The organism is Gilliamella sp. GillExp13 (genome assembly GCF_001690815.1).
Taxonomy (GTDB): domain Bacteria; phylum Pseudomonadota; class Gammaproteobacteria; order Enterobacterales; family Orbaceae; genus Gilliamella; species Gilliamella bombi.
In genome coordinates this window covers 41,045-62,774 of record NZ_LZHJ01000127.1, presented here as the reverse complement: position 1 = coordinate 62,774, position 21,730 = coordinate 41,045, and the positions used below count along the sequence as shown (strand labels likewise).

Annotated in this window: 16 protein-coding genes, 2 tRNA genes and 1 pseudogene; 15 read left to right on the top strand and 4 right to left on the bottom strand. The window is 34.7% G+C overall.

The genetic code is table 11. The features are described from left to right. Nucleotides 1-18: 18 nt before the first annotated feature. The 5 genes and pseudogenes from A9G37_RS13235 to mgtA all read left to right on the top strand — a co-directional run bounded on the left by A9G37_RS13235 (nt 19) and on the right by mgtA (nt 8,519). Nucleotides 19-873 (top strand): annotated as a pseudogene (locus A9G37_RS13235) (IS30 family transposase). Between the two features lie 104 nt (nt 874-977). Continuing rightward, the gene (locus A9G37_RS12290; protein ID WP_081297714.1) at nt 978-1,454 is read left to right on the top strand and encodes an SMI1/KNR4 family protein; all 477 of its coding nucleotides are present in this window, start codon (nt 978-980) and stop codon (nt 1,452-1,454) included. 334 nt (nt 1,455-1,788) lie between these two features. Then, nucleotides 1,789-2,790, top strand: a complete 1,002-nt coding sequence (zntB, locus tag A9G37_RS09310; RefSeq protein WP_176701898.1) for a zinc transporter ZntB — start codon at nt 1,789-1,791, stop codon at nt 2,788-2,790. A gap of 145 nt (nt 2,791-2,935) precedes the next feature. Then, a complete protein-coding gene (locus tag A9G37_RS09305) occupies nt 2,936-4,822 on the top strand; it encodes a DNA topoisomerase III (protein WP_065575343.1) in 1,887 nt (628 codons plus the stop codon). Between the two features lie 988 nt (nt 4,823-5,810). Beyond that, the gene (gene mgtA / locus A9G37_RS09300; RefSeq protein WP_065575342.1) at nt 5,811-8,519 is read left to right on the top strand and encodes a magnesium-translocating P-type ATPase; all 2,709 of its coding nucleotides are present in this window, start codon (nt 5,811-5,813) and stop codon (nt 8,517-8,519) included. A gap of 333 nt (nt 8,520-8,852) precedes the next feature. Here mgtA and A9G37_RS09295 read toward each other — a convergent pair whose 3' ends face one another. Further along, nucleotides 8,853-9,074: a YdcH family protein gene (locus A9G37_RS09295; RefSeq protein ID WP_065575341.1), complete on the bottom strand. Its 222-nt coding sequence runs from the start codon at nt 9,072-9,074 to the stop codon at nt 8,853-8,855. Nucleotides 9,075-9,242: 168 nt separating this feature from the next. Between A9G37_RS09295 and A9G37_RS09290 the strand changes: the two genes are divergently transcribed. Both A9G37_RS09290 and A9G37_RS09285 read left to right on the top strand, forming a co-directional pair. Next, the gene (locus A9G37_RS09290; RefSeq protein WP_034914826.1) at nt 9,243-10,766 is read left to right on the top strand and encodes a helicase HerA-like C-terminal domain-containing protein; all 1,524 of its coding nucleotides are present in this window, start codon (nt 9,243-9,245) and stop codon (nt 10,764-10,766) included. Nucleotides 10,767-10,813: 47 nt separating this feature from the next. After that, entirely contained in the window at nt 10,814-11,899 is a 1,086-nt protein-coding gene (locus A9G37_RS09285; protein ID WP_034914823.1) for an AI-2E family transporter, read from the top strand. A gap of 24 nt (nt 11,900-11,923) precedes the next feature. Here the strand turns inward: A9G37_RS09285 and bcp are convergent, their stop codons facing one another. After that, complete coding sequence (gene bcp, locus A9G37_RS09280) at nt 11,924-12,400, bottom strand: thioredoxin-dependent thiol peroxidase (RefSeq protein ID WP_034914820.1); 477 nt, start codon at nt 12,398-12,400, stop codon at nt 11,924-11,926. 61 nt (nt 12,401-12,461) lie between these two features. Continuing rightward, on the bottom strand, nt 12,462-13,754 hold the full coding sequence (gene hemL / locus A9G37_RS09275) for a glutamate-1-semialdehyde 2,1-aminomutase (RefSeq protein ID WP_065575340.1): 1,293 nt from the start codon (nt 13,752-13,754) through the stop codon (nt 12,462-12,464). A 158-nt stretch (nt 13,755-13,912) separates the two neighbouring features. Here hemL and erpA point away from each other — a divergent pair, with 158 nt between their 5' ends. From erpA to A9G37_RS09255, 4 genes are all read left to right on the top strand, one after another. Beyond that, nucleotides 13,913-14,251 carry an iron-sulfur cluster insertion protein ErpA gene (erpA, locus tag A9G37_RS09270; RefSeq protein ID WP_034914816.1) on the top strand — a complete coding sequence of 113 codons (339 nt, stop codon included), beginning with the start codon at nt 13,913-13,915 and terminating at the stop codon, nt 14,249-14,251. Between the two features lie 211 nt (nt 14,252-14,462). Then, nucleotides 14,463-14,550 (top strand) — tRNA-Leu (locus A9G37_RS09265). Between the two features lie 18 nt (nt 14,551-14,568). Then, nucleotides 14,569-14,644: transfer RNA gene (locus A9G37_RS09260), tRNA-Gly, on the top strand. A 760-nt stretch (nt 14,645-15,404) separates the two neighbouring features. Next, a complete protein-coding gene (locus A9G37_RS09255; protein WP_065575339.1) occupies nt 15,405-16,451 on the top strand; it encodes a hypothetical protein in 1,047 nt (348 codons plus the stop codon). A 44-nt stretch (nt 16,452-16,495) separates the two neighbouring features. On the opposite strand, the gene A9G37_RS12605 is transcribed toward A9G37_RS09255, so the two are convergent. After that, nucleotides 16,496-16,651, bottom strand: coding sequence for an integrase core domain-containing protein (locus A9G37_RS12605; protein WP_218059363.1), 156 nt, complete (start codon nt 16,649-16,651; stop codon nt 16,496-16,498). 781 nt (nt 16,652-17,432) lie between these two features. On the opposite strand from A9G37_RS12605, the gene A9G37_RS09245 reads away from it, so the two are divergent. From A9G37_RS09245 to tal, 4 genes are all read left to right on the top strand, one after another. Continuing rightward, on the top strand, nt 17,433-17,675 hold the full coding sequence (locus A9G37_RS09245) for a FeoA family protein (RefSeq protein ID WP_034911785.1): 243 nt from the start codon (nt 17,433-17,435) through the stop codon (nt 17,673-17,675). Next, nucleotides 17,672-20,005, top strand: a complete 2,334-nt coding sequence (gene feoB / locus A9G37_RS09240) for a Fe(2+) transporter permease subunit FeoB (protein WP_065575338.1) — start codon at nt 17,672-17,674, stop codon at nt 20,003-20,005. The genes A9G37_RS09245 and feoB overlap by 4 nt, the downstream gene beginning before the upstream one ends. A gap of 83 nt (nt 20,006-20,088) precedes the next feature. Further along, nucleotides 20,089-20,325: a FeoC-like transcriptional regulator gene (locus A9G37_RS09235; protein ID WP_065575337.1), complete on the top strand. Its 237-nt coding sequence runs from the start codon at nt 20,089-20,091 to the stop codon at nt 20,323-20,325. 320 nt (nt 20,326-20,645) lie between these two features. Then, nucleotides 20,646-21,596 (top strand): transaldolase, encoded by a 951-nt coding sequence (gene tal / locus A9G37_RS09230; RefSeq protein ID WP_065575336.1) that lies wholly within the window; start codon nt 20,646-20,648, stop codon nt 21,594-21,596. Nucleotides 21,597-21,730 lie beyond the last annotated feature (134 nt).

The following is a 21,730-nucleotide window of genomic DNA, read 5'->3' as shown; positions in this document are numbered from 1 at the left end:
AATAGACATCCTTCGACAATAAGTCGAGAGATAAAAAGAAACTCAAAACCTAATCAAGCCTATCAAGCACATGATGCGGTAACCTTAGCTAGGAAAAGGCGGAAAAACAGCGGTAATGGTAAGCCAATAGAGTCTTCGGTATGGCGCCAAGTTGAAAAATACCTCATGCTTTATTACAGCCCAGAGCAGATTGCTGCACGTTTAAAGAAAGTCAGCGTCCAATCAATCTATAACTATCTTTATCAAAATAAAGCGCGCTATGAACAATTCAAACCTTATCTAAGGCGAGAAGGCAAAGCCTATAGGCATTGTAAGGCACCGAGTATTAAAGAAGGAGACCGCCGATATAAATGGTCAATTAAACAACGTCCAAGTTATGTAGAAAGCAGGAAAACGCGAGGACATTGAGAGGGAGATACGATTATTAGCCGTAAAGACAAGCAAGCATTGGTGACATTAGTTGAACGCAAAACAGGGCTAGTATTAATTGGGCGCCTCAATCAACGTACCGCCTCCGAAACGAGAGATATGATAATAAAATTGCTAACGCCGTTTAAAAAAATGGTTAAAAGCATCACCTTTGATAATGGAACCGAATTTAATTATCATCATGCTATTGAGCATTATTTAAATACTACCGTGTACTTTGCAGAGCCTTATAAAAGCTGGCAAAGAGACACAAATGAAAACACCAATGGCTTAATACGTCAGTTTATACCTAAGTCAGCGGCCATTTCAGTAGTTGACGACAAACAGATAAAGAAAATTCAATATCTATTGAACACACGCCCAAGAAAACGGCATAAGTTTAAAAGCCCTGCCGATTTTTATTCTAAGGAGTTAAGAAGAATTGCACTTCATGGTGTAATCTAGGATAAATAAAGAACAAAATTTAAAAAAACAGCACCTATTTTTTTGATTCATTAGGAGATTTTTTAAATTCTTTAACTTATAATGAGGAGCAAGATAAAGAAGAAATCGTTGAATATGAAGATATTAAACCAAGAGCAAGTAATAAATTTTATGACTCTGAACAAGCAATTAATAGCGTTGACCTAAATGAGGTTGAAAAACTCTTAAAGATAAAAATTCCTGTTCAATTAAGACAATTCCTGTTACACCACAATGGAGGAATTCCAGAGAATAATGCTTGGTTGGATCCTGAAGGTGAATTTGAATGGGTTGCAATTCATAAACTAATACCCGTTAAATACTATAAAAAGTTTAATAATGACAAAAACTATTTAATGCCTTCCATAGCAAAAGATTTATGGGATAGAAAGTTAATACCGGAAACTTTTTTACCTTTTGCGATTGAAGCAGGTGGCAATTATTTCTGCATCGATATTAATAATGGAAAAATATACTATTACACTCTTGACACATGGTCTGATAATTTATCTTTAACGGATAATCAAGATAAGAGTACTCTTTTTCTATGCAATAGCTTTTGAATTTGTTTCTAAATTAGTGTGTGAAGATGATCTAGATGATTTATATGGTTTATAAATAATAGCCGTCAGGTTAATTTGATCCCAATTGGTATTGAAGACAATATTTATACATAAGAACCAGCTTACATTACAATACTTTTAGTTATTATGATCCTGATATAGGTAGATTTACTCAGCCAACCCCGATTGGACTGCTGGGCAGGTTAACCTGTACCAGTATGAGCTTAACGGATTGGTTTTAATACCTTAAGTAAAATAATTAAACGCTAGTTGATGGCTCCAATTTAAGATAAATTAGGTATATAATTTGAAAAAACAATAAATGAGATCGCTAATGACTAATCAAAATAGTGTAAGTTCTATTTCTGTTTCACATCTTTTAGAGGCTAAACCAGCTTTTTGTTGCCAATTAGATGGTAAAGGCAAAGCGATACCGCTCAATGAACAAAGTGAACCTTCAATTTCACAACCATTTTGGATTCATTTAGATTTTGCTAAACAAGAAACCATCAATTGGGTAAATAATACAAATCTAGTTCCAGATTTGATTAAAAATGAATTGCTAAAACCTAAGCAAATATCCAAGGAAATTCGTTTTGAGTCGGGTGTTTTAGTGGTTTTAAAAGGGGTTAATTTTGTTCCCAATGAGCTTCCCGATCCTATTGTTACCTTTCGTTTTTATATAACTGATAATATGATTATTTCAACGCGGCATCAACAAATTTCGGCTATTGCTGAATTAAAAGATCATTTAGAAAAAGGTATAGGGCCTGTGGATGTTGCTGATTGGTTGATTCAAATGTCTGATTTAATTAGTGATCAAGTTAATTTATCATTTGATAGTGTTCACAATAAAATCATTAAGTTAGAGGAATCTGTTTTAAACCAACGTATCTTTTCTTATAAAGAAATCGGTCGAGTTCGTAAACAGTTGATCGTCTTACGTCGGTTGTTATCGCCACAACGTGATATTTTTGTAAAAATTTCAACTGAAAGAATATCATGGATTGACGATAACGATCGCCAACGCTTACATGACATTTCCTATCAACAAAACCATTATGTATCAGATATTGATAGCTGTTTATTAAGAATAGCTTCAATTATGGAACAAATTAATAGCTTCTTGGCCGAATCAACCAATAAAAGAATCTATTTAATGTCACTCTTTACCATAATTTTTACACCTATTACGTTTTTAACCAGTTTGCTTGGTGTCAATTTAGCTGGTATTCCTTTTAGTAGCGAAAGTTGGTCTTTTATAGGTTTAATATTACTACTTGTTATTATTTGTGTTATTTCAGTTATTTGGCTTAAATATAAAAAATGGTGGTAATAAAGCATCTTTTAAAAAATGGATGAAAATTTATGAACGTTTATAAAGTTGAGTATAAGAATATAATTGACTTTTTATTTAAAACCATAAAATTAACGCTAATTCAAAGTTATCTTATTTTAAATTTTAATGAATAATTATTCTTATGCAACCTAATCAATCTTATCGTTTATTTATTGCCGAAAAGCCCAGTTTAGCAAGGGCTATCGCTGATGTATTACCAAAACCTCATCAAAAAGGTAATGGCTTTATTAAAGCAAGTAATGGTGATGTGGTTAGTTGGTGCATTGGTCATCTCCTTGAGCAAGCTACACCAGAAGTTTATGATCCTCGATATAAAAAATGGGTGATTAATGATTTACCCATAGTGCCTGAAAGATGGATATTAATGCCTAAAGGAAATACAGAAAAACAATTTAATATTTTAGTAGGTTTGATTAAGTCAGCTGAGCAAATAGTACATGCCGGTGACCCTGATAGGGAAGGGCAGCTACTAGTAGATGAAGTTTTAAATTATTGCCAGTTATCGCCAGATAAGCGCAAAGCAATTCAACGCTGTTTAATTAGCGATTTGAATGCCAGCGCTGTTGAAAAATCATTGCAACAATTACGTAGCAATCAAGATTTTATTCCTTTATCAATCTCAGCATTAGCAAGAGCTCGAGCCGATTGGTTGTATGGAATTAATATGAGTAGGCTTTGTACCATTGTTGGTCAAAAAAACGGTTATCGAGGTGTATTATCAATTGGGCGAGTACAAACCCCTATTTTAGGGTTAGTGGTTAGGCGAGATTTAGAGATAGAGCAATTTGTACCTAAACCATTTTATGAAGTTTTTACTGTGCTACAAACCAAAGATAATGAAATATTTAAAGCCAAATGGCAACCGAGCGAAGCTTGTGCACCTTATCAGGATGAAGAAGGGCGTATTTTAGTTAAAAAATTGGCCGAAAATGTTTGTCAGCGTATTAATAATCAATCAGGCACAATTGATAAAGTTAGTAATAAAAAGAAAGAACTGGCGCCTCCAATGCCATTTAATTTATCGGCACTACAAATTGAAATGGCTAAAAAAAATGGGCTGAGTGCCCAAGATGTGCTTGATATTAGCCAATCGTTATATGAAAAACATAAATTAATTACCTACCCAAGATCGGATTGCCGTTTCCTGCCCGAAGAACACTTAAAACAAATTACAGGTGTAAAGTCTGCCATTGAAAATAACTGCCCAGAACTGCGAACTGCTGTTGATAATGCTGATTTTAATTTACGTTCCAAAACTTGGAATGATAAAAAAGTGGAAGCACATCACGCCATTATTCCAACATTGCGTAAAGCTAAAATGGAAAACTTAACTGATAACGAAAAGGCAGTTTATCAAGTTGTGGCAATGCAATATTTAGCTCAATTTTATCCAGCATCTAAATATGCTGAATTGCAAATTGATGTAGATATTCAAGGTGGAAAATTTATTTCTAAAACTAACCAAATGCTTGATGAAGGTTGGAAGGTTTTATTTAGAACTAAAAACTATCAATCCCCAACCGATATGGATGACAATGAAAGTAATGGTTTATTAACTAAATTAGTTAAAAAGGGTGAAACCGTGCAATGTATTGATACAGAACTGGTTAGCAAAGAAACTCAGCCACCCAGACCATTTACCGACGCAACACTGTTGTCTGCGATGACGGGGATTGCCAGATTTGTTAAAGATCCAGAAATCAAAAAAATACTGCGTGAAACCGATGGTTTAGGTACAGAAGCAACAAGGGCTGGCATTATTGAATTGTTATTTAAACGTCAATATTTAACTCGTCAAGGCAAAGCAATTCGTTCAACCGAAGTTGGTAAAAATCTGATTTTATCACTACCAGATATAATGTCGATGCCAGACATGACCGCCCATTGGGAATTGCAATTAAACGAAATTAGTAAAAAAGAGTTTTCGTACCAACAATTTATGTATCAACTCAATTTATCACTGTTAGATCTTGTTGATCAGTTAAAAAATGCAAGATTGAATATTTAAGTTTAACCTCTATATCTCTATAAAAATAGGATGAAATTTAATAATACTGTTCATTCTATTTATTAATATAGCTATGCTATACACTAGCTAAATAATAATTTTAAGTATGTTTTCTCTTTTATTATTTTTATAACTCGATCAAATATCAGCATATATTAATAATATTATCCAAGTTAGCCGTTTTGAGTACGTTATATTAAATAAATGCGATAAAAGAAATCACAAAAATAATTACCAAATTAACCGATTATTATGGTGTAATTCAGACAGTTCCATTTAAAATATTTATGTTAGTTAATAGTGTAGCGATTGTATATTTTATTAAATAATAAGATTACCAAATTTATATAAAGTGTGAAGATAAAAACAGCGACAAGTACTATTTTTCAACAACTGTATTTATTTTTTCGTGAGGTTGATTGACTTCTATTCCTTAAAAGAGTATAAAGAGCCCACCTTTTGAGCTTTTCTTCCTTTTTTAGCTATTATGGAAGTTAAAAACGAGAGTGAAGGGAAGTTGAAATATAAAGTGAAGAGTTCAATTTACAGGAGAAATATGGACACTCAATCGGGTCACCCCAATACTAGGGGAGACAAATTTAAACACATCATTATCGGTTAATGAACCTGTCTAAATAACCATTTTTTCAGTTCACAAACCGAAATTGATAAAACGGTAACGGTGAACAATATGTATTTTTTTACACGCTATCACACAAATTCAAAACATCAATGCGCGCAAAGCTTAATGGTGCGTGTTTTACATCTTTCAGAAAAACATTTAGAACCACCGAGTTGTATCTAAATTCTTAATTAATTCTGTTTGCTAATCAAATTTAATGCTCAGCCCAAGCTATAAAAAATAGCTTTATAGGCTACTTTTGTTATGCACTAAATTTTAGTTAATCATAAAATTTAATTATTTATTGTTATTTAGTAACAATAAGTTGGCCTACTTTTGCCAAAATTATGAATATAGGTACTCATGATGACAAAAAATACATCAAAAACTAAAGCACAAAATAGTGTAGATATTAAAGCTATCAACGAAGCTCAAAGCAGTCTTGATAGTATTTTAGCTAAATTTCAATCCAGCCTTTCAGGATTAACACAAGAAAGTGCAAAGTCGAGAATTGAAACATATGGAAAAAATGAAGTCGCACGCGAAAAGGTACCATCAGTTTTAATACAACTATTAATGGCGTTTAATAATCCATTTATATTTGTATTATTAGCGTTAGCTATTGTCAGTTTTGTGACTGATTTTTGGTTACCTTTGCAAAATGGTGAAGAAACAGATTTAACCAGTATTATCATTATTCTAACTATGGTATCACTGAGTGGATTATTGCGTTTTTGGCAGGAATTTAGATCGAATAAAGCGGCTGAAGCGTTAAAATCGATGATTCGTACAACAGCAACGGTGCTAAGACGTGCGCATAAAGATATGAGCCCAGAACGTATTGAAATTCCATTAAGTGAAATTGTTCCTGGGGATATTGTTTACTTGTCGGCTGGAGACATGATCCCAGCAGATATTCGATTGATTGAATCTCGGGATTTATTTGTTAGCCAAGCCGTATTAACAGGCGAATCGATTCCAGTTGAAAAGTACGACACATTAGGTGCTGTAACACAAAAAACATCCGATAATATCGAAACATCAAACATCAACAAAGATAATTTGCTTGATGTTAATAACATTTGTTACATGGGAACCAACGTTGTTAGTGGAACCGCCACAGCTATTGTTGTTGCAACAGGGGGGGATACTCATTTTGGCTCATTGGCAAAATCAATTGTAGGATCTCGTGCTGAAACTTCGTTTGATCGCGGTGTTAATAGCGTTAGCTGGTTGCTTATTCGCTTTATGCTAATTATGGTGCCAATTGTATTTTTTATTAATGGTTTTTCAAAAAATGATTGGGGCGATGCTGCGCTTTTTGCATTAGCTGTGGCCGTTGGCTTGACGCCTGAAATGTTACCAATGATTGTGAGCGCTAATCTAGCAAAAGGCGCTGTTGGTATGGCAAAACGTAAAGTGGTTGTTAAAAGACTCAACGCAATCCAAAATTTTGGGGCGATGGACATTTTATGTACTGATAAAACGGGGACATTAACACAAGATAAAATCATTTTAGAACATCATCTTGATATAAAAGGTCAAGTTGATTCATCTGTTTTGGAACTTGCATGGCTTAACAGTTATTATCAAAGCGGTATGAAAAACTTGATGGATAAAGCGATCATTCGTTTTGCCGAAGAAAAAACCAGCATGAAAAAGGTAGGTGTTAGCTTATACAAAAAAATTGATGAATTACCATTTGATTTTGTACGCCGGCGTTTATCGGTGGTGGTACAAAATGGTGATGATAACCATTTGATGATTTGTAAAGGCGCAGTTGAAGAAATGCTGTCCATTGCCAGTTACGTTTATGAAAATGACGAATATTTACCATTAAACGATGAACGTAAACAAGCTTTGATCGCATTAGCACATGAATATAATAAAGAAGGTTTTAGAGTGTTAGCCGTTGGAGTAAAAAACATTCCGGCAAGTGAAACAAAACCACAATACACAGTGCAGGACGAAACTGCGCTCGCCATTCGTGGCTTTTTAACTTTTTTAGATCCACCAAAAGAAAGCGCATTTGAAGCTATTTCGGCATTGAATGAGCATGGTGTGGGTGTTAAAGTTTTAACTGGTGATAACGAAATCATCACCATTAAAGTTTGCCGAGAAGTTGGTTTAGAACCAGGCACCCCATTACTTGGCACTGAAATTGAAAAAATGGATGATGTCGAGCTAAAAAAACAGATCGAACAGCACACTATTTTTGCAAAATTAACGCCGCTGCAAAAATCGCGAATTATTCGGTTGTTGCAAGATAATGGACATACAGTTGGTTTTTTAGGCGATGGTATTAACGATGCACCAGCACTTCGCGATGCAGATGTAGGGATTTCGGTCGATACTGCAACCGACATCGCTAAAGAATCTGCTGATATTATTTTACTTGAAAAAAGCTTAATGGTTTTAGAAGAAGGTGTAATATGTGGCCGCGAGACCTTTGGCAATATCATGAAATATCTAAACATGACAGCAAGTTCTAATTTTGGCAATATTTTTTCAGTATTGGTTGCTAGTGCGTTTCTACCATTTTTACCTATGCTAGCGATACATTTACTTATTCAAAACTTATTGTATGATATTTCACAACTCTCATTGCCATGGGACAAAATGGACAATGAATTTTTACAAAAACCACGTAAATGGAATGCGTTAAATATTAGACGTTTTATGATTTGGATTGGGCCTACATCGTCTATTTTTGATATCACAACTTATGCATTAATGTGGTTTGTATTTAGTGCTAATAGTGTTGAAGCTCAATCACTATTTCATTCAGGATGGTTTATTGAAGGGTTATTATCGCAAACTTTGGTTGTGCACATGCTAAGAACACAAAAAATTCCATTTGTGCAAAGCACGGCGGCATTTCCTGTTATTGTGATGACTTTGTTAGTTATGGCTATTGGTATTTATATTCCATTTTCTCCACTAAGTGGGTTAATTGGACTACAACCATTACCTTGGTCATACTTTCCATGGCTTTTAGCAACTCTATTTAGCTATTGCTGCGTTGCACAATTAATGAAACGTATCTATATCAAACGTTTTGGACAATGGTTTTAATTAACTAATAACAGCTAAGTGATACTAATATCGCTTAGCTAATTTAAGAAGTATGTATTTAAAAAATACTAAAAATCAAAATGTTAAATATAAAATAATAACAAAGGAAATAATCTATGAAAACACCACATAAAAATTTAATTATGCTAATTAAAAGCCGAAAACAAAAAAACTCAAGCAAAATTAAGCAATTAAATATAAAATAGTTAGCGCAAGGATTTTAAGTTAACACATAATAAAAAACCCCAATTATTGGGGTTTTTGTTTAATTGTTTATTAGTTTGAAATACAACGATTAATTAAAATAATTACAAGTTGTAGGTAATTAAAAGTTTAGATAATTTCAGACGCTTTTTTTAGAATTTCATGAATTTCATCTTTAATTTTAAGTTTCTGTTTTTTTAATGCCTCTATCGTTTCAGAGGTATTGACAATAATTCCAGATTCAATATTTTTAATTTTTTGGTCGAGCTCATTATGTTGGTCGAATAATTTTTGAAAACGTAAATCGGTATTTTTTAATTTGGAAATTAATTCTCGATATTCTGGAAACATAGTGCCTCCTTATATGGGCTAGTTAGAATAATAACAATAGCAGCTATTGCTAATTCAGAATACAATATTATGTGTAGTTTTAATAGAAAAATTGTTTTAATAACCAAATATATTTTTATAACAAAACTGTTTTTATTGCAGAGTAAAAAACAACAAGGGAGTTATTCCATGAGTGAGTCGATTGTAGTTGCCAAAAGTCATGGTAAAGATTTATCAATTATTGCTGCATTAGCTAATCGTCATGGTTTAATTACTGGCGCAACTGGTACAGGTAAAACAGTGACATTACAAAAAATGGCAGAAGGTTTTTCAAAAATAGGTGTACCTGTCTTTCTTGCTGATGTTAAAGGCGACCTAACTGGGATTGGTGAAAAGGGCAAATTAACTGAAAAACTACAAGCTCGTTTAGCGAGTATTGAAGTTAATAATTGGCAACCAGACTCGTCACCCATTGAATTATGGGATGTATTTGCTGAAAAAGGAATCCCCGTTCGTAGCACTGTGTCAGATATAGGGCCTATTTTGCTTGGTCAGTTACTCGATTTAAATAACGTTCAAGCAGGTGTATTACAGTTGATATTTAAAATCGCTGATGATAACAATTTATTATTAATTGACTTTAAAGATCTTCGAGCATTAATTCAATTTGTTGGTGATAACGCTAAAAAATTTACCACACAATATGGAAACATTTCGCTATCGTCAATTGGCGCAATTCAACGTGGATTGTTAACTCTTGAACAACAAGGTGCCGAATTTTTCTTTGGTGAACCAATGCTTAACATTCAAGATTTAATGCAAGTTAATCCTAAAGGTTACGGTATAATTAACATCTTATCGGCCGAAAAGTTATATAACTCGCCAAAATTATATTCAGTCTTTTTATTGTGGCTATTGTCAGAACTTTTTGAGCATTTGCCAGAAGTAGGTGATCTTGATAAGCCGAAACTTGTTTTCTTTTTTGACGAAGCTCACTTACTTTTTAATGACATTTCGCCTGCATTATTAGCAAAAATAGAACAAGTGGTGCGTTTAATTCGTTCTAAAGGGGTCGGGGTTTATTTTTCTTCTCAGAATCCGAGTGATATTCCTGATACAGTTTTAGGGCAATTAGGCAATCGTGTGCAACATGCCTTACGCGCATTTACCCCAAAAGATCAAAAAACTGTAAAATCGGCTGCCCAAACTATGCGCGCCAATCCAAGTTTTGATACTGAAAAAGCAATAATGGAATTAGGTGTTGGTGAAGCTCTTATCTCGTTTCTAGATGAAAAAGGCCGTCCAAACATGGTTGAACGTGGTTATGTTATTGCACCGAGTTCAAAAATGGGGCCTATGTTGCCAGAAGATCAATTAACTATTATTCGCCAATCATGTTTTTACAACAAATACGCACAAACCATAGATCGACAATCCGCTTATGAAATACTGAAAAATGGATTTTCGTTAAATAACCAATCCGATCAAAACAGCAATGGTAGCGATACAAAAATAGACGATGATAAAAATAATAAACAAAATAATGGTGGGTTGCTAAATTTTTTAAGCACACTACTTTTTGGTACTAAGGGGCCAAGAGGTGGACAACACGATGATATCACCCAAAAAATAGCCAAAAGCGCAACAAGGCAAATTGTTAATCAAATCGGCAAACAGATCACCCGTGGTATATTGGGTGGTTTAAAAAAATAACCAAACGAAGTTATTATTTAAAAAGTCAGCAAAATAGGAGTATTTTAATGCTAAAAATGTTCATAGAATGGTATAAAAAACGCTTTAGCGATCCGCATGTTGTTTCGCTAATGGCTGTTATTGTTGGCTTATTTATTATTATCTATTTTTTCAATAAAATTCTTCTACCGGTTTTAATTGCAATTGTACTATCTTATTTACTTGATAGACCGGTTAACTATCTACATAAAAAAAACATACCAAGAACACTGGCAGTTGTAATGGTGTTACTGCTTTTTTTAATGATTGTATTAGTCGGATTTATGATTTTATTACCATTAATTTGGCAACAAAGCATTAGCTTAATCACTAATATTCCAAACATGCTAAATTTTGCAAACAACTTTTTAACCACCTTGCCTGAACACTACCCTAAACTAATTGATGTTGGCTTATTCGACTCGGTCATCCAAGGTATTACCAACAAAGTTGTGCAAACCGGCAATTCGTTATTGCAATTTTCCATTGTGTCTTTATTAGGGCTAGTATCTGTTGCAATTAATGGGGTATTAGTACCCATAATGATATTTTTTTTATTAAAGGACAAAACAAAAATATGGGGATACTGTTCAAAAATCTTGCCTAAGAACCGTACAATTTTAAATAAAGTTGCTGCTGAAATGGATATGCAAATATCCAATTATATAGTAGGCAATGTACTACATATAATTATTTTATCCATTTGTATCTATATTCCTTTTTGGTATTTTGGGTTAGATTATGGACTTTTATTAGCCGTGCTTGTTGGATTATCTGTATTAGTGCCTTACGTTGGTATTATTATTTCAAGTATTCCAGTTGTATTAATTGCGTTATTTCAATGGGGATTAAGCGCACAATTTGGTTATTTGTTGTTTTTCTATGTATTAATACAAGCATTAGATGGTAATTTATTAGTACCTTGCTTATTTTCTGAAAAACTTAATTTACATCCATTAGTAATTATTTTAGCGGTAATTGTGTTTGGAGGTTTATGGGGATTTTGGGGAATATTTTTTGCAATACCTTTGGCTACATTAGTTAAGGCAATTATAAATGCATGGCCAAAACCAGACGAATTAAATACTATCAATAGCGAAGTAAAAGCAGATTAATGGTTAATCTGCTTTTAATCAGAACTATTTGCTGTGTTTTTTAAGATAGTCTAAAACTACTTCGTGATGGTTGGCGGTTTTGAAATCGTCAAACACTTTTTCGATTTTACCGTCTTTACTGATTAAAAAGCTTATACGGTGAATTCCATCATAGGTTTTCCCCATAAACTCTTTTTCGCCCCAAGTACCAAATGCTTGAGCAACTTCATGATTTTCGTCAGAAAGCAACGTAAAATTTAACAGCTCTTTTTCAATAAATCGAGATAACTTCTCAGGTTTATCGGTACTTATACCAAGAATCGCCACATTGTATTTTTTGAACTCATCAGAACAATCTCGCAAATTACATGCTTGCACAGTGCAACCAGGCGTCATCGCTTTTGGGTAAAAATAAATTAAAACACGTTTGCCTTTAAAGTCATTTAAGCCTACAAGCTCTCCATCTTGGTCTGGCAACGAAAATTGTGGTGCTTTTTCACCTTCTTTAAGTGGATTAACCATATAATTATTACCTATTTTAATAGTTTAATTTTTAATTGGAAATATAAAAAGTGCTATACATTTAAACTAAGTTATTAAAAAAACGACTTGCTGCATCAATGGTGTGATTGATCTCTTTGTTTGTGTGCTTAAGTGACATGAAACCAGCTTCGAAAGCTGACGGTGCAAAATAAACACCTTCATTTAGCATATGATGATAGAATTTCTTAAATAATTCAACATTACACTGCATCACATCTTGATAAGTGGTTACTTCAGAAGCAGTTGTAAAGAATAATCCAAACATCCCACCTGCATAATTCACCACTAATGGTACATTATGCTTTTTAGCTACCGACAATAAGCCATCAACAAGCGATGCGGTTTTATCTTCTAACTCTTGATAGATCCCAACTTCCATTAACTTGGTTAACGTTGTGTAACCCGCAGCCATTGCAACAGGATTACCTGAAAGAGTTCCAGCTTGGTATATTGGACCAGTTGGTGCTAATTGCATCATAATATCCGCACGACCACCAAACGCTCCAACAGGCATACCACCACCAATAATTTTACCTAAACAAGTTAAATCGGGCACAACATCATAATAATCTTGAGCTCCGCCAAGAGCGACTCTAAAGCCCGTCATAACTTCGTCAATGATCAATAACGCACCATACTTATCGCAAAGTGTTCGTAAACCGTGTAAAAACTCTTTTTTTGCTGGCACGCAATTCATATTGCCAGCAACAGGCTCAATAATGATGGCGGCAATTTGGTCGGGATATTGTTCAAATTGTTTTTTGACCGATTTTAAATTGTTATAATCACAAACTAAGGTATGTTTAACAAAATCATCAGGTACACCTGGGGAAGTTGGGTGTCCAAAAGTAAGAGCACCAGACCCCGCTTTAACTAACAAATAATCAGCATGACCGTGATAACAGCCTTCAAATTTAATAATCTTATCACGTCCAGTAAAACCACGTGCAACACGGATGGCACTCATGGTCGCTTCAGTTCCCGAATTTACCATACGCACCATTTCAATTGAAGGCATTAATTGAGTGACCAAATTAGCAACTTTGGTTTCAATTTCGGTTGGTGCACCATAACTTAAACCGTTATGAACAGCGTTAATTACCGCATTGGCTACATCGGGATCATTGTGTCCAAGGATCATCGGCCCCCAAGAACCAACATAATCAATGTAGGCTCTTTCGTCCACATCATAAATATACGCACCGTTTGCACGCTCAATAAATAAAGGTGAGCCACCAACACCGTTAAAGGTGCGAACAGGTGAATTTACGCCACCGGGCATAACTGATTGAGCCTGATGATAAAGTTTTTCTGATTTGAAATTGTTTAGCATAATCGAGATAATCTCTCTAGAAAATTTTGTGTATTTATTCATAAAATCAAAATAAATTCAAGCTAACTATGAGAAATTTATTTAATAGAAGTTTTCTATTTTGTATTTTCATTTAGCAAAGGTATATAATGCAAAGATCAATATATTAGGAGAAGAATATGAGCGATGCTTTACCGATTAACTTTACTGATGCTGCAGCCAACAAAGTTAAATCATTAGTTACTGAAGAAGAGAACCCAAACCTAAAATTAAGGGTGTATATAACAGGCGGTGGTTGTAGTGGATTTCAGTATGGTTTTACTTTCGATGAAAAGGTAAACGAAGATGACTTAGCTATTGAAAAAAATGGTGTATCTTTAGTTATCGATCCCATGAGCCTACAATATCTAGTTGGGGGTACCATCGATTATGTAGAAGGTTTACAAGGATCTCGTTTTGTGGTTGATAATCCCAATGCAACAACAACATGCGGTTGCGGTTCATCTTTTAGTGTTTAAGCCATATTTAAGTTTTCAAAATACCAATAACGTTATGAGAAAAGTAACAGATCATAATTTTAATATTTATAGATAGATTAATAAAAGCCATAAAAAGTGACAAACATTGAGCAGTTAAACAATAATTTTTAATTTTTAGTTGACGGCAAAATTAAGATGGGTAAAATGCACAGCATTCGAAACGCAGTTACCTTTTGGTAATGTGTTTTGAGCCCGGGTGGTGAAATCGGTAGACACAAGGGATTTAAAATCCCTCGGCCTTTTTGGCCGTGCGAGTTCAAGTCTCGCCCCGGGCACCACTAACAAACAACTCTCATGCGGGAATAGCTCAGTTGGTAGAGCACGACCTTGCCAAGGTCGGGGTCGCGAGTTCGAACCTCGTTTCCCGCTCCAATAAAACATCTATTTAGTATAAAAGTAAACTTATATCCCATAATGTGTTAACTAACGAAAGTTACTAGTTGTATGCAAGGCACAAAAAACACAGCAAAAACATTGTAATAAAAACAGAAATCAGCCAATAATTACTTGATTTAATTAAAATAAAAACTTAAATAAAATCAATAGTCTACATGAGTGATTTTAGAGGAAAACACAACGCGCAAGGTTAATCTACCTATCTTTTAACTGTGTCGGAGTGCTTTGCTAACAGAGTGAGGGCTGCACGCCAAATTGGACTGTTTGGCGAGTTTTTGCTTTGTTAGGGATGCCAATTTGTCAGGAACAATTTGGCACTTTTGAGCAAAGCGAAAAGGCTTAAAAAAGGCGAATATCATAATGATTTGAGTAAATCATGCCGATGGTTAAGAGCGATTGTAGGCGTTGGTTATCGTAGTTCATATTTTGTAGCCCATGTGAGTTGTAAAATGTTACGATCAAAATTCTTAAATTAAACGTTATCACCAATATCAGTTATTTCGACAAAATTCAAAAACTATAAAGTTAACAGCATATTTTAATTATAAAATTCTCCTATCTATAAAGTCGAATTGTTTGCATCTTTACATTTCTTTACAAAAAAGTTCGCAAAAAAACTAGCTAACTATTTTTTTTATGGTTATACTTTTATCGCTATAGGATAAATAAGCTTATTAAATAAGCGAATGGTTATAAAATTTAAATAAAAAGTATTATTTAGCACAAGGAATGTGATATGCAGCATCATTTTGGCACAGGGCAAGCCAATGTCTTAAATTTATCAAATAATCCTATTCGACGAGTTTTTACACAAAACTTATTTATATCTTCGAAATTATCGTTCAAATCACCTAAAACAGCTTTGCTAGTATCAGCACTGTTATTGTCATTGTCATGGAATGTACAGGCGAATGGTAAAAAGGCTCAAGCAGGTAATCGTAGTGATGCAATACTGCTACCGTCGGGATTTATCCATTATGCAAGGCCGAGTCTATGGGGTTATGGCAAGCAAGCTCCAGCTGACATATGGAATCCTGATAAGGGCTTTTTAGTTCAATCAACCAATCCAAACTCATACAACCTCAATTTTCCGACCACTGGTATGGATGGTTTATATTTTGATTTACTCATAAGTGGAGTAGATATAAATGAATTGACATGGGAACCAGTCACGCATGAGGGAATTACTGCAACAGTGACAAATGTTGTAGCTAATGATATTTGGATTCCTAAAGAAGATAAGAGACAAGTTGTCGCCCGTGTTAAGCTAACAGGTCCAGAGGCAAGAAATCAACCGCTTAATCCGAATCCTAACCCAATTACTAAGCCAAAGTTACCGCAGACGTTTGAGTTAGTGGGTAGACATATTGGTACTGGTGATGAGGTAGTAAAATATGGATTTGTGTTGAGACAGTGGTTCGTCAATCGGGTTTGTCAATGGAAAACTTATAGTGACCGGTTAGCATGCTGTAATAGTTTGGGTTATCGAATGCCACGGGTAAGAGATTTAACCAATGCGGTCAGAAAAGAAGCTAATTTTTCTATTTCAGGCGCAGCACCTAGTTCATCAGGTAATTCTTACATGCGTCACATAGGCGCTAGCTTTTCCGCGGAGTGGGGCGACGTGTACTACTATGGCTTCCGCCCGGACTACGCCTACTACTTGACGAGCGACTATTCAGGCTACAACCACCCCGATATCACTGTTGTATTGTACGACGGCCAAATCGTCAGAGGCGGTGTCGCCTACCTCTCCCGCCAGTTCCTTTGCACCGTACCTTAGCTTTTAGCGTTTAGTTCTTAATCTGTATGAAAACGCCGAGTTGTTTACACTTCATAATTAAAATAATCCTCTAAAGACTCATAAGGCGTTTTGCCTGAAATCGCTTTATGGTGTTTAATGGTATTATAAAAATTAATAAAGCGTTTAAGTTTTTGTTTTCTATCTTTTGAATCGCTAAATATTTGCTGATTATGCCACATCTCAATTCAAAGTTCGTATCACTCTTTCGGCTTTTCTATTCGTTTGTGGATAGGCTAGGTTGGTAAGTTTTTGAACAATATGCCGATTATCACGCAGTTTATCTAAACAGATATTTATCTAACAAACAAAGACAGTCCTATTTTTGTCAAAAAGTTTCAGGAAAACACTGTGTTTAAGTAAAAACATCAAAAAAATCATGTTAATACTAGAAAATAATTTTTCTAGTTTGCTGTTTCGTTTGATTTGTAAGTAAAGATAAACCTTTGGTATCAACCTATAGTATTTTGCTCGGATAGGTTTTGTAATAGTGTTTAGCCAAATCAGTGACCGTTATTTTTTCTTTATGATATAAACGGCATATCGCTTTGCTGGTGATAAGGCGTTAATTTTGTTTTTTACGACTAATCATTACAGTAGTTTCTTAAATTACTGTAAACAATATTAGTAAATCCTATACATAAGACATCAAATAATATGACGCCTGATGAATTAAAAACACGAAAACAGGCAGCTTAATTTTCTTCGTGAGTGTGTACAAAGTTTGGGATATTTACATTGTGATTATTTATTTTATCTATTTAGAAACACGACACAGCGAAGGTTTGAGTTTGTATTTTTTATTGTTTAGTTATATTTACGATTTTTTTACTGTTTATTTATTTTTGTTGAGAATAATTCGCATTTTTACACTAAAAATAACTTCATTTCTTTCTAAAATATGTATTTTTAATTTTATATGATTATTTATATCAGTACTGTTGTCATTTTTTAGGAAGCGTAATGTCATTTTTTACTCTTAACCAGTTACCTTTAGGTCACGAGGCGGTTATTACTAGATTGTTACCCGAATCGTTACCTTTTCGTCGAAAGTTACTTGCAATGGGGATTACACCGGGGTGTAAAGTTCTGGCTGTACGAGTTGCACCATTTGGCGATCCGATTGAAATTAAAATGCGTGGGTTTTTGCTCTGCTTGCGTCGTAAAGAAGCACAAGCCATTGAAGTTATGGAGGTAAGTGAATGAAGATAGCATTAATTGGCAACCCTAACTGTGGTAAGACAACATTATTTAATTTATTAACTGGCTCAAAGCAACGTGTAGGAAATTGGCCTGGAGTGACAGTTGAACGTAAAACAGGTGTTTTTACTTATCATAATGCACAATATGAAGTCGTCGATTTGCCTGGTACATATTCGATCGAACCTGATCCAGTTAGTGTTTCACAAGATGAGCTTATCGCACGTCAGTTTGTGTTGTCTGATAGTGATAGTGTTATTATTAATATTATGGATGCAACTAATTTGCAACGTAGTCTGTATTTAACTTGTCAATTAATTGATTTACAAGTACCAATGATTGTTGTATTAAATATGATGGATGCAGTTAAAGCCATGGGCGAACAGATTAATGTTGATATGTTGTCAACACTGTTAGGTTGCCCTGTAGTGGCATTATCATCAACCCAAAAAATGGGGCTATCGTGCTTTTATCAACAAATCGAAAACATGGTAATCACGCCACAAGTAGCTCAACCGTCGATTGATTTGCTTGGCGATGATCAGCAAGCGGTGATTAATCGTTGTATTTGTGAGTTACCAGATAATAGTATTGTGCATCAATTCAATCGTTGGCAATTGATGGATGCATTATTAGATGATTCGCGTTATAACTTGCTCGAAAATGAAAAAGAGAGGTTTGCAAACTGCCGTTCATTGCTTGCAAAATGGTGTGATAATGAAATTGATGTGGCGCTTGCTAGTGCACGTTATGATACGATTGATACAATTTGTAAGAAAGTGATTGATAAACCACGTGAACTTAGTCGTCGATTTTCAGACATATTGGATAATATCACCTTAGGGCGTATTACTGGTATTCCGTTCTTTTTACTCGCAATGTATGCCATGTTTATGCTAGCGATTAATTTTGGGACTGTGTTTATTGATTTTTTTGATGTGCTGTGTGGTACTATTTTTGTCGATGGCTCAACACAGTTACTTCATGCTATCAATGCACCGAATTGGCTTACGGCTATTTTGGCTAATGGGATTGGTCGTGGTATTCAAACGGTTTCAACTTTTATTCCTGTCATTGGGGCGATGTTTTTTTGTTTGTCTTTTTTGGAAGATTCTGGTTATTTGGCGCGAGCAGCAATGGTAATCGATCGGCTGATGCGTTGCATTGGTTTGCCGGGAAAAGCATTTGTGCCAATGTTAGTGGGTTTCGGTTGTGGTGTGCCAGCCATTATGGGAACGCGAACGTTAGAAAGCCCTCGTGATCGTATTATGTCAATTTGTATGATTCCTTTCATGTCATGTGGCGCTAGATTGCCGGTGTATGCTTTATTCGCCGTGATATTTTTTCCTAAAAATGCCTCTATAGTGGTGTTTGCCTTATATTTGCTTGGTGTAGTTGTGGCAATGATAACTGGATTTATACTTAAATTTACGCTATTAAAAGGTTCATTAACACCGTTTATTATGGAAATGCCAGTGTATCGTATTCCGACTTTAAGTAGTCTAATTAGTTTGACTTGGCAGCGTTTAAAGTCATTTATTTTTAAAGCAGGTAAAGCCATTGTATTGATGGTAACAATATTAAGTGTACTTAATTCATGGGGGAGTGATGGTTCGTTTAGACACGAAAGTTCGCAGGACTCTATGCTTTCTGTTGTTAGCCAAACAATCACTCCAGCATTTGCACCAATGGGGATTAAACACGATAATTGGCCCGCAACGGTGGGAATTTTTACGGGTATTTTTGCTAAGGAGTCGGTGATTGCAACGCTTAATTCGCTTTATTCGATGGGCGATGACGATGACAATGAGCAAGCAACCAAGTCATTTGATTTATCACAAGGGATTGTAGATGCGTTGGCAACGATTCCTAAGAATTTAGTTGATCTATCAGATGCAGTATTAGATCCACTAGGGTTTAATACAGTTTCACAAAATATTGATTCACTTCAGTCTGATTTGGATGTAAATTCGGTAACAATTTCTCAAATCAAGGGCGCTTTTGGTTCGTCTTCGAATGCGATGAGTTATTTGATCTTCATTTTACTTTATACACCTTGTGCTGCTGCATTAGGAGCTGTGTACCGAGAGGCTGGTTTTAGATGGATGATATCTGTGGCAATTTGGACTTTTACTATCGCATGGCTAACAGCAACGATTTATTATCAATTTACTTTGCTTGGGCATTCTACTATGGCAGGTTGGTGGCTTTTGGGATGTAGTGTATTTATTGTTGTAGCACTATTGTTTATGCGTACTTTAGGGCGATATTCATCATTTAACCAACAAACGGAACCGAATCTACAACAGTGTAAAGAATCATCATGCTGTCAGTAAGTAGCTGGCTAGCTAATTTGTAAAAATATAGATAGAGAAAAGATTTGTGATTTTTCTGTAACTTTAATTATCGGATTATTGCTATGTTAATAACGTCGATTCGTGATTATGTACAATTAAAAGGCCGTGTACCATTGCAAGATGTTGCACGCCATTTTCGTTTACCTGAAAGTGCAGCTGAGCAGATGTTAGGGTTTTGGATTAAAAAAGGGATGATAAAGCTCATAGTACAAGATCAGCTATTGTTTTGCCAAACTAATAAGTGTCACTCTTGTTCAAACTGTCATTTAGCTGGTAATGTTGAATATGTTTGGGTTTAATTAAATCATGAATCAGTAATTTCTACATTTATAATGTGTTGTCAATTATTTTGTTGCATCATAGATTAATTATGTTAATTAACGCTGATTTGATTTTGTGATTAAATTCACAGAATTAATTTTATTTGTATGGATAAGCTAGCAAACATGGATAAGTGATTCTATATTATCAGAGTCTGAGGCTACATTTTATGTTTTTAGCCTATCTGATTTTTGACAACAAGATAGATTAATGACCACCTCATGACAAAGTCGTTTTATTGTTGAATAAATGTTATTATACTTTCATTATAGTAAAACGTTGTATGAGGATAAAATGTATGAGTCAATTAGATGAATTTAAAAAATTAACTGTAGTGGTAGCCGATACTGGTGATATCGATTCTATTAAGCAGTTTTCCCCCGAAGATGCAACAACCAATCCTTCCCTCGTTTTGAAAGCAGCGCAACTTCCTCAATATCGTTATTTAATTGATTCTGCTGTTGAAACTGCGAAAAAAATTGGTGGCAGTAAAGAACAACAATTAGTTAATGTGTGTGATCTGGTTGCAGTTAATATTGGCGCCGAAATTTTGAAAACAGTTCCTGGTCGTATTTCGACCGAAGTAGATGCTCGTTTATCTTTTGATAAGCAAGCGTGTATTGAAAAGGCACGTAAAATTATTGCACTTTATAAAGAAAAGGGTATTGATAAGTCACGTATTTTAATTAAAATTGCGTCAACTTGGGAAGGTATTAAAGCGGCTGAAGTGCTCGAAAAAGAAGGGATAAACTGTAATTTAACTTTGCTATTTTCGTTCGCACAAGCACGTGCTTGTGCCGAAGTAAATGCATTTTTAATTTCGCCTTTTGTGGGGCGAATCTATGATTGGTATCAAGCTAAAAAATCAATCGAACCTTATGTTGCGGATGAAGATCCAGGAGTAGTTTCTGTGCGTAATATCTTTAATTATTACAAACAACACGGTTATAAAACTGTTGTGATGGGGGCTAGCTTTCGTAAGGTTGATCAGATTTTAGCATTAGCTGGTTGTGATAGATTAACTATTTCGCCTAATCTATTAGCCGAAATGCAACAATCAAATGCGCCTGTTGTACAGAAGCTCAATCCAAATCAAACCATAGTTGCTCGTCCTGCGCCAATGACTGAGGCCGAATTTAGATGGCAACATAATAGCGATGCTATGGCAGTTGAAAAATTAGCCGAAGGAATTCGTGCTTTTGCCGTAGATCAAGGCAAATTAGAAGATATGATTGGCGCATTGTTATAATCATATAAAACAATTGGGGAGTATGCTCCCCATTTTTATGCTATTTCTTTCGTTAATTTAAATAACGATTTTGCAAGTGATGTTAACCTTGCAGGTATTAACAAATTTAAACTCAAAATTTTTTGGAGATGATG

Coding starts and splice junctions, on each gene's coding strand:
- zntB (WP_176701898.1), top strand. CDS start 1,789: ATGACTAATCAAAATAGTGTAAGTTCTATTTCTGTTTCACATCTTTTA.
- A9G37_RS09305 (WP_065575343.1), top strand. CDS start 2,936: ATGCAACCTAATCAATCTTATCGTTTATTTATTGCCGAAAAGCCCAGT.
- mgtA (WP_065575342.1), top strand. CDS start 5,811: ATGACAAAAAATACATCAAAAACTAAAGCACAAAATAGTGTAGATATT.
- A9G37_RS09295 (WP_065575341.1), bottom strand. CDS start 9,074: ATGTTTCCAGAATATCGAGAATTAATTTCCAAATTAAAAAATACCGAT.
- A9G37_RS09290 (WP_034914826.1), top strand. CDS start 9,243: ATGAGTGAGTCGATTGTAGTTGCCAAAAGTCATGGTAAAGATTTATCA.
- A9G37_RS09285 (WP_034914823.1), top strand. CDS start 10,814: ATGCTAAAAATGTTCATAGAATGGTATAAAAAACGCTTTAGCGATCCG.
- bcp (WP_034914820.1), bottom strand. CDS start 12,400: ATGGTTAATCCACTTAAAGAAGGTGAAAAAGCACCACAATTTTCGTTG.
- hemL (WP_065575340.1), bottom strand. CDS start 13,754: ATGCTAAACAATTTCAAATCAGAAAAACTTTATCATCAGGCTCAATCA.
- erpA (WP_034914816.1), top strand. CDS start 13,913: ATGAGCGATGCTTTACCGATTAACTTTACTGATGCTGCAGCCAACAAA.
- A9G37_RS09255 (WP_065575339.1), top strand. CDS start 15,405: ATGCAGCATCATTTTGGCACAGGGCAAGCCAATGTCTTAAATTTATCA.
- A9G37_RS12605 (WP_218059363.1), bottom strand. CDS start 16,651: ATGTGGCATAATCAGCAAATATTTAGCGATTCAAAAGATAGAAAACAA.
- A9G37_RS09245 (WP_034911785.1), top strand. CDS start 17,433: ATGTCATTTTTTACTCTTAACCAGTTACCTTTAGGTCACGAGGCGGTT.
- feoB (WP_065575338.1), top strand. CDS start 17,672: ATGAAGATAGCATTAATTGGCAACCCTAACTGTGGTAAGACAACATTA.
- A9G37_RS09235 (WP_065575337.1), top strand. CDS start 20,089: ATGTTAATAACGTCGATTCGTGATTATGTACAATTAAAAGGCCGTGTA.
- tal (WP_065575336.1), top strand. CDS start 20,646: ATGAGTCAATTAGATGAATTTAAAAAATTAACTGTAGTGGTAGCCGAT.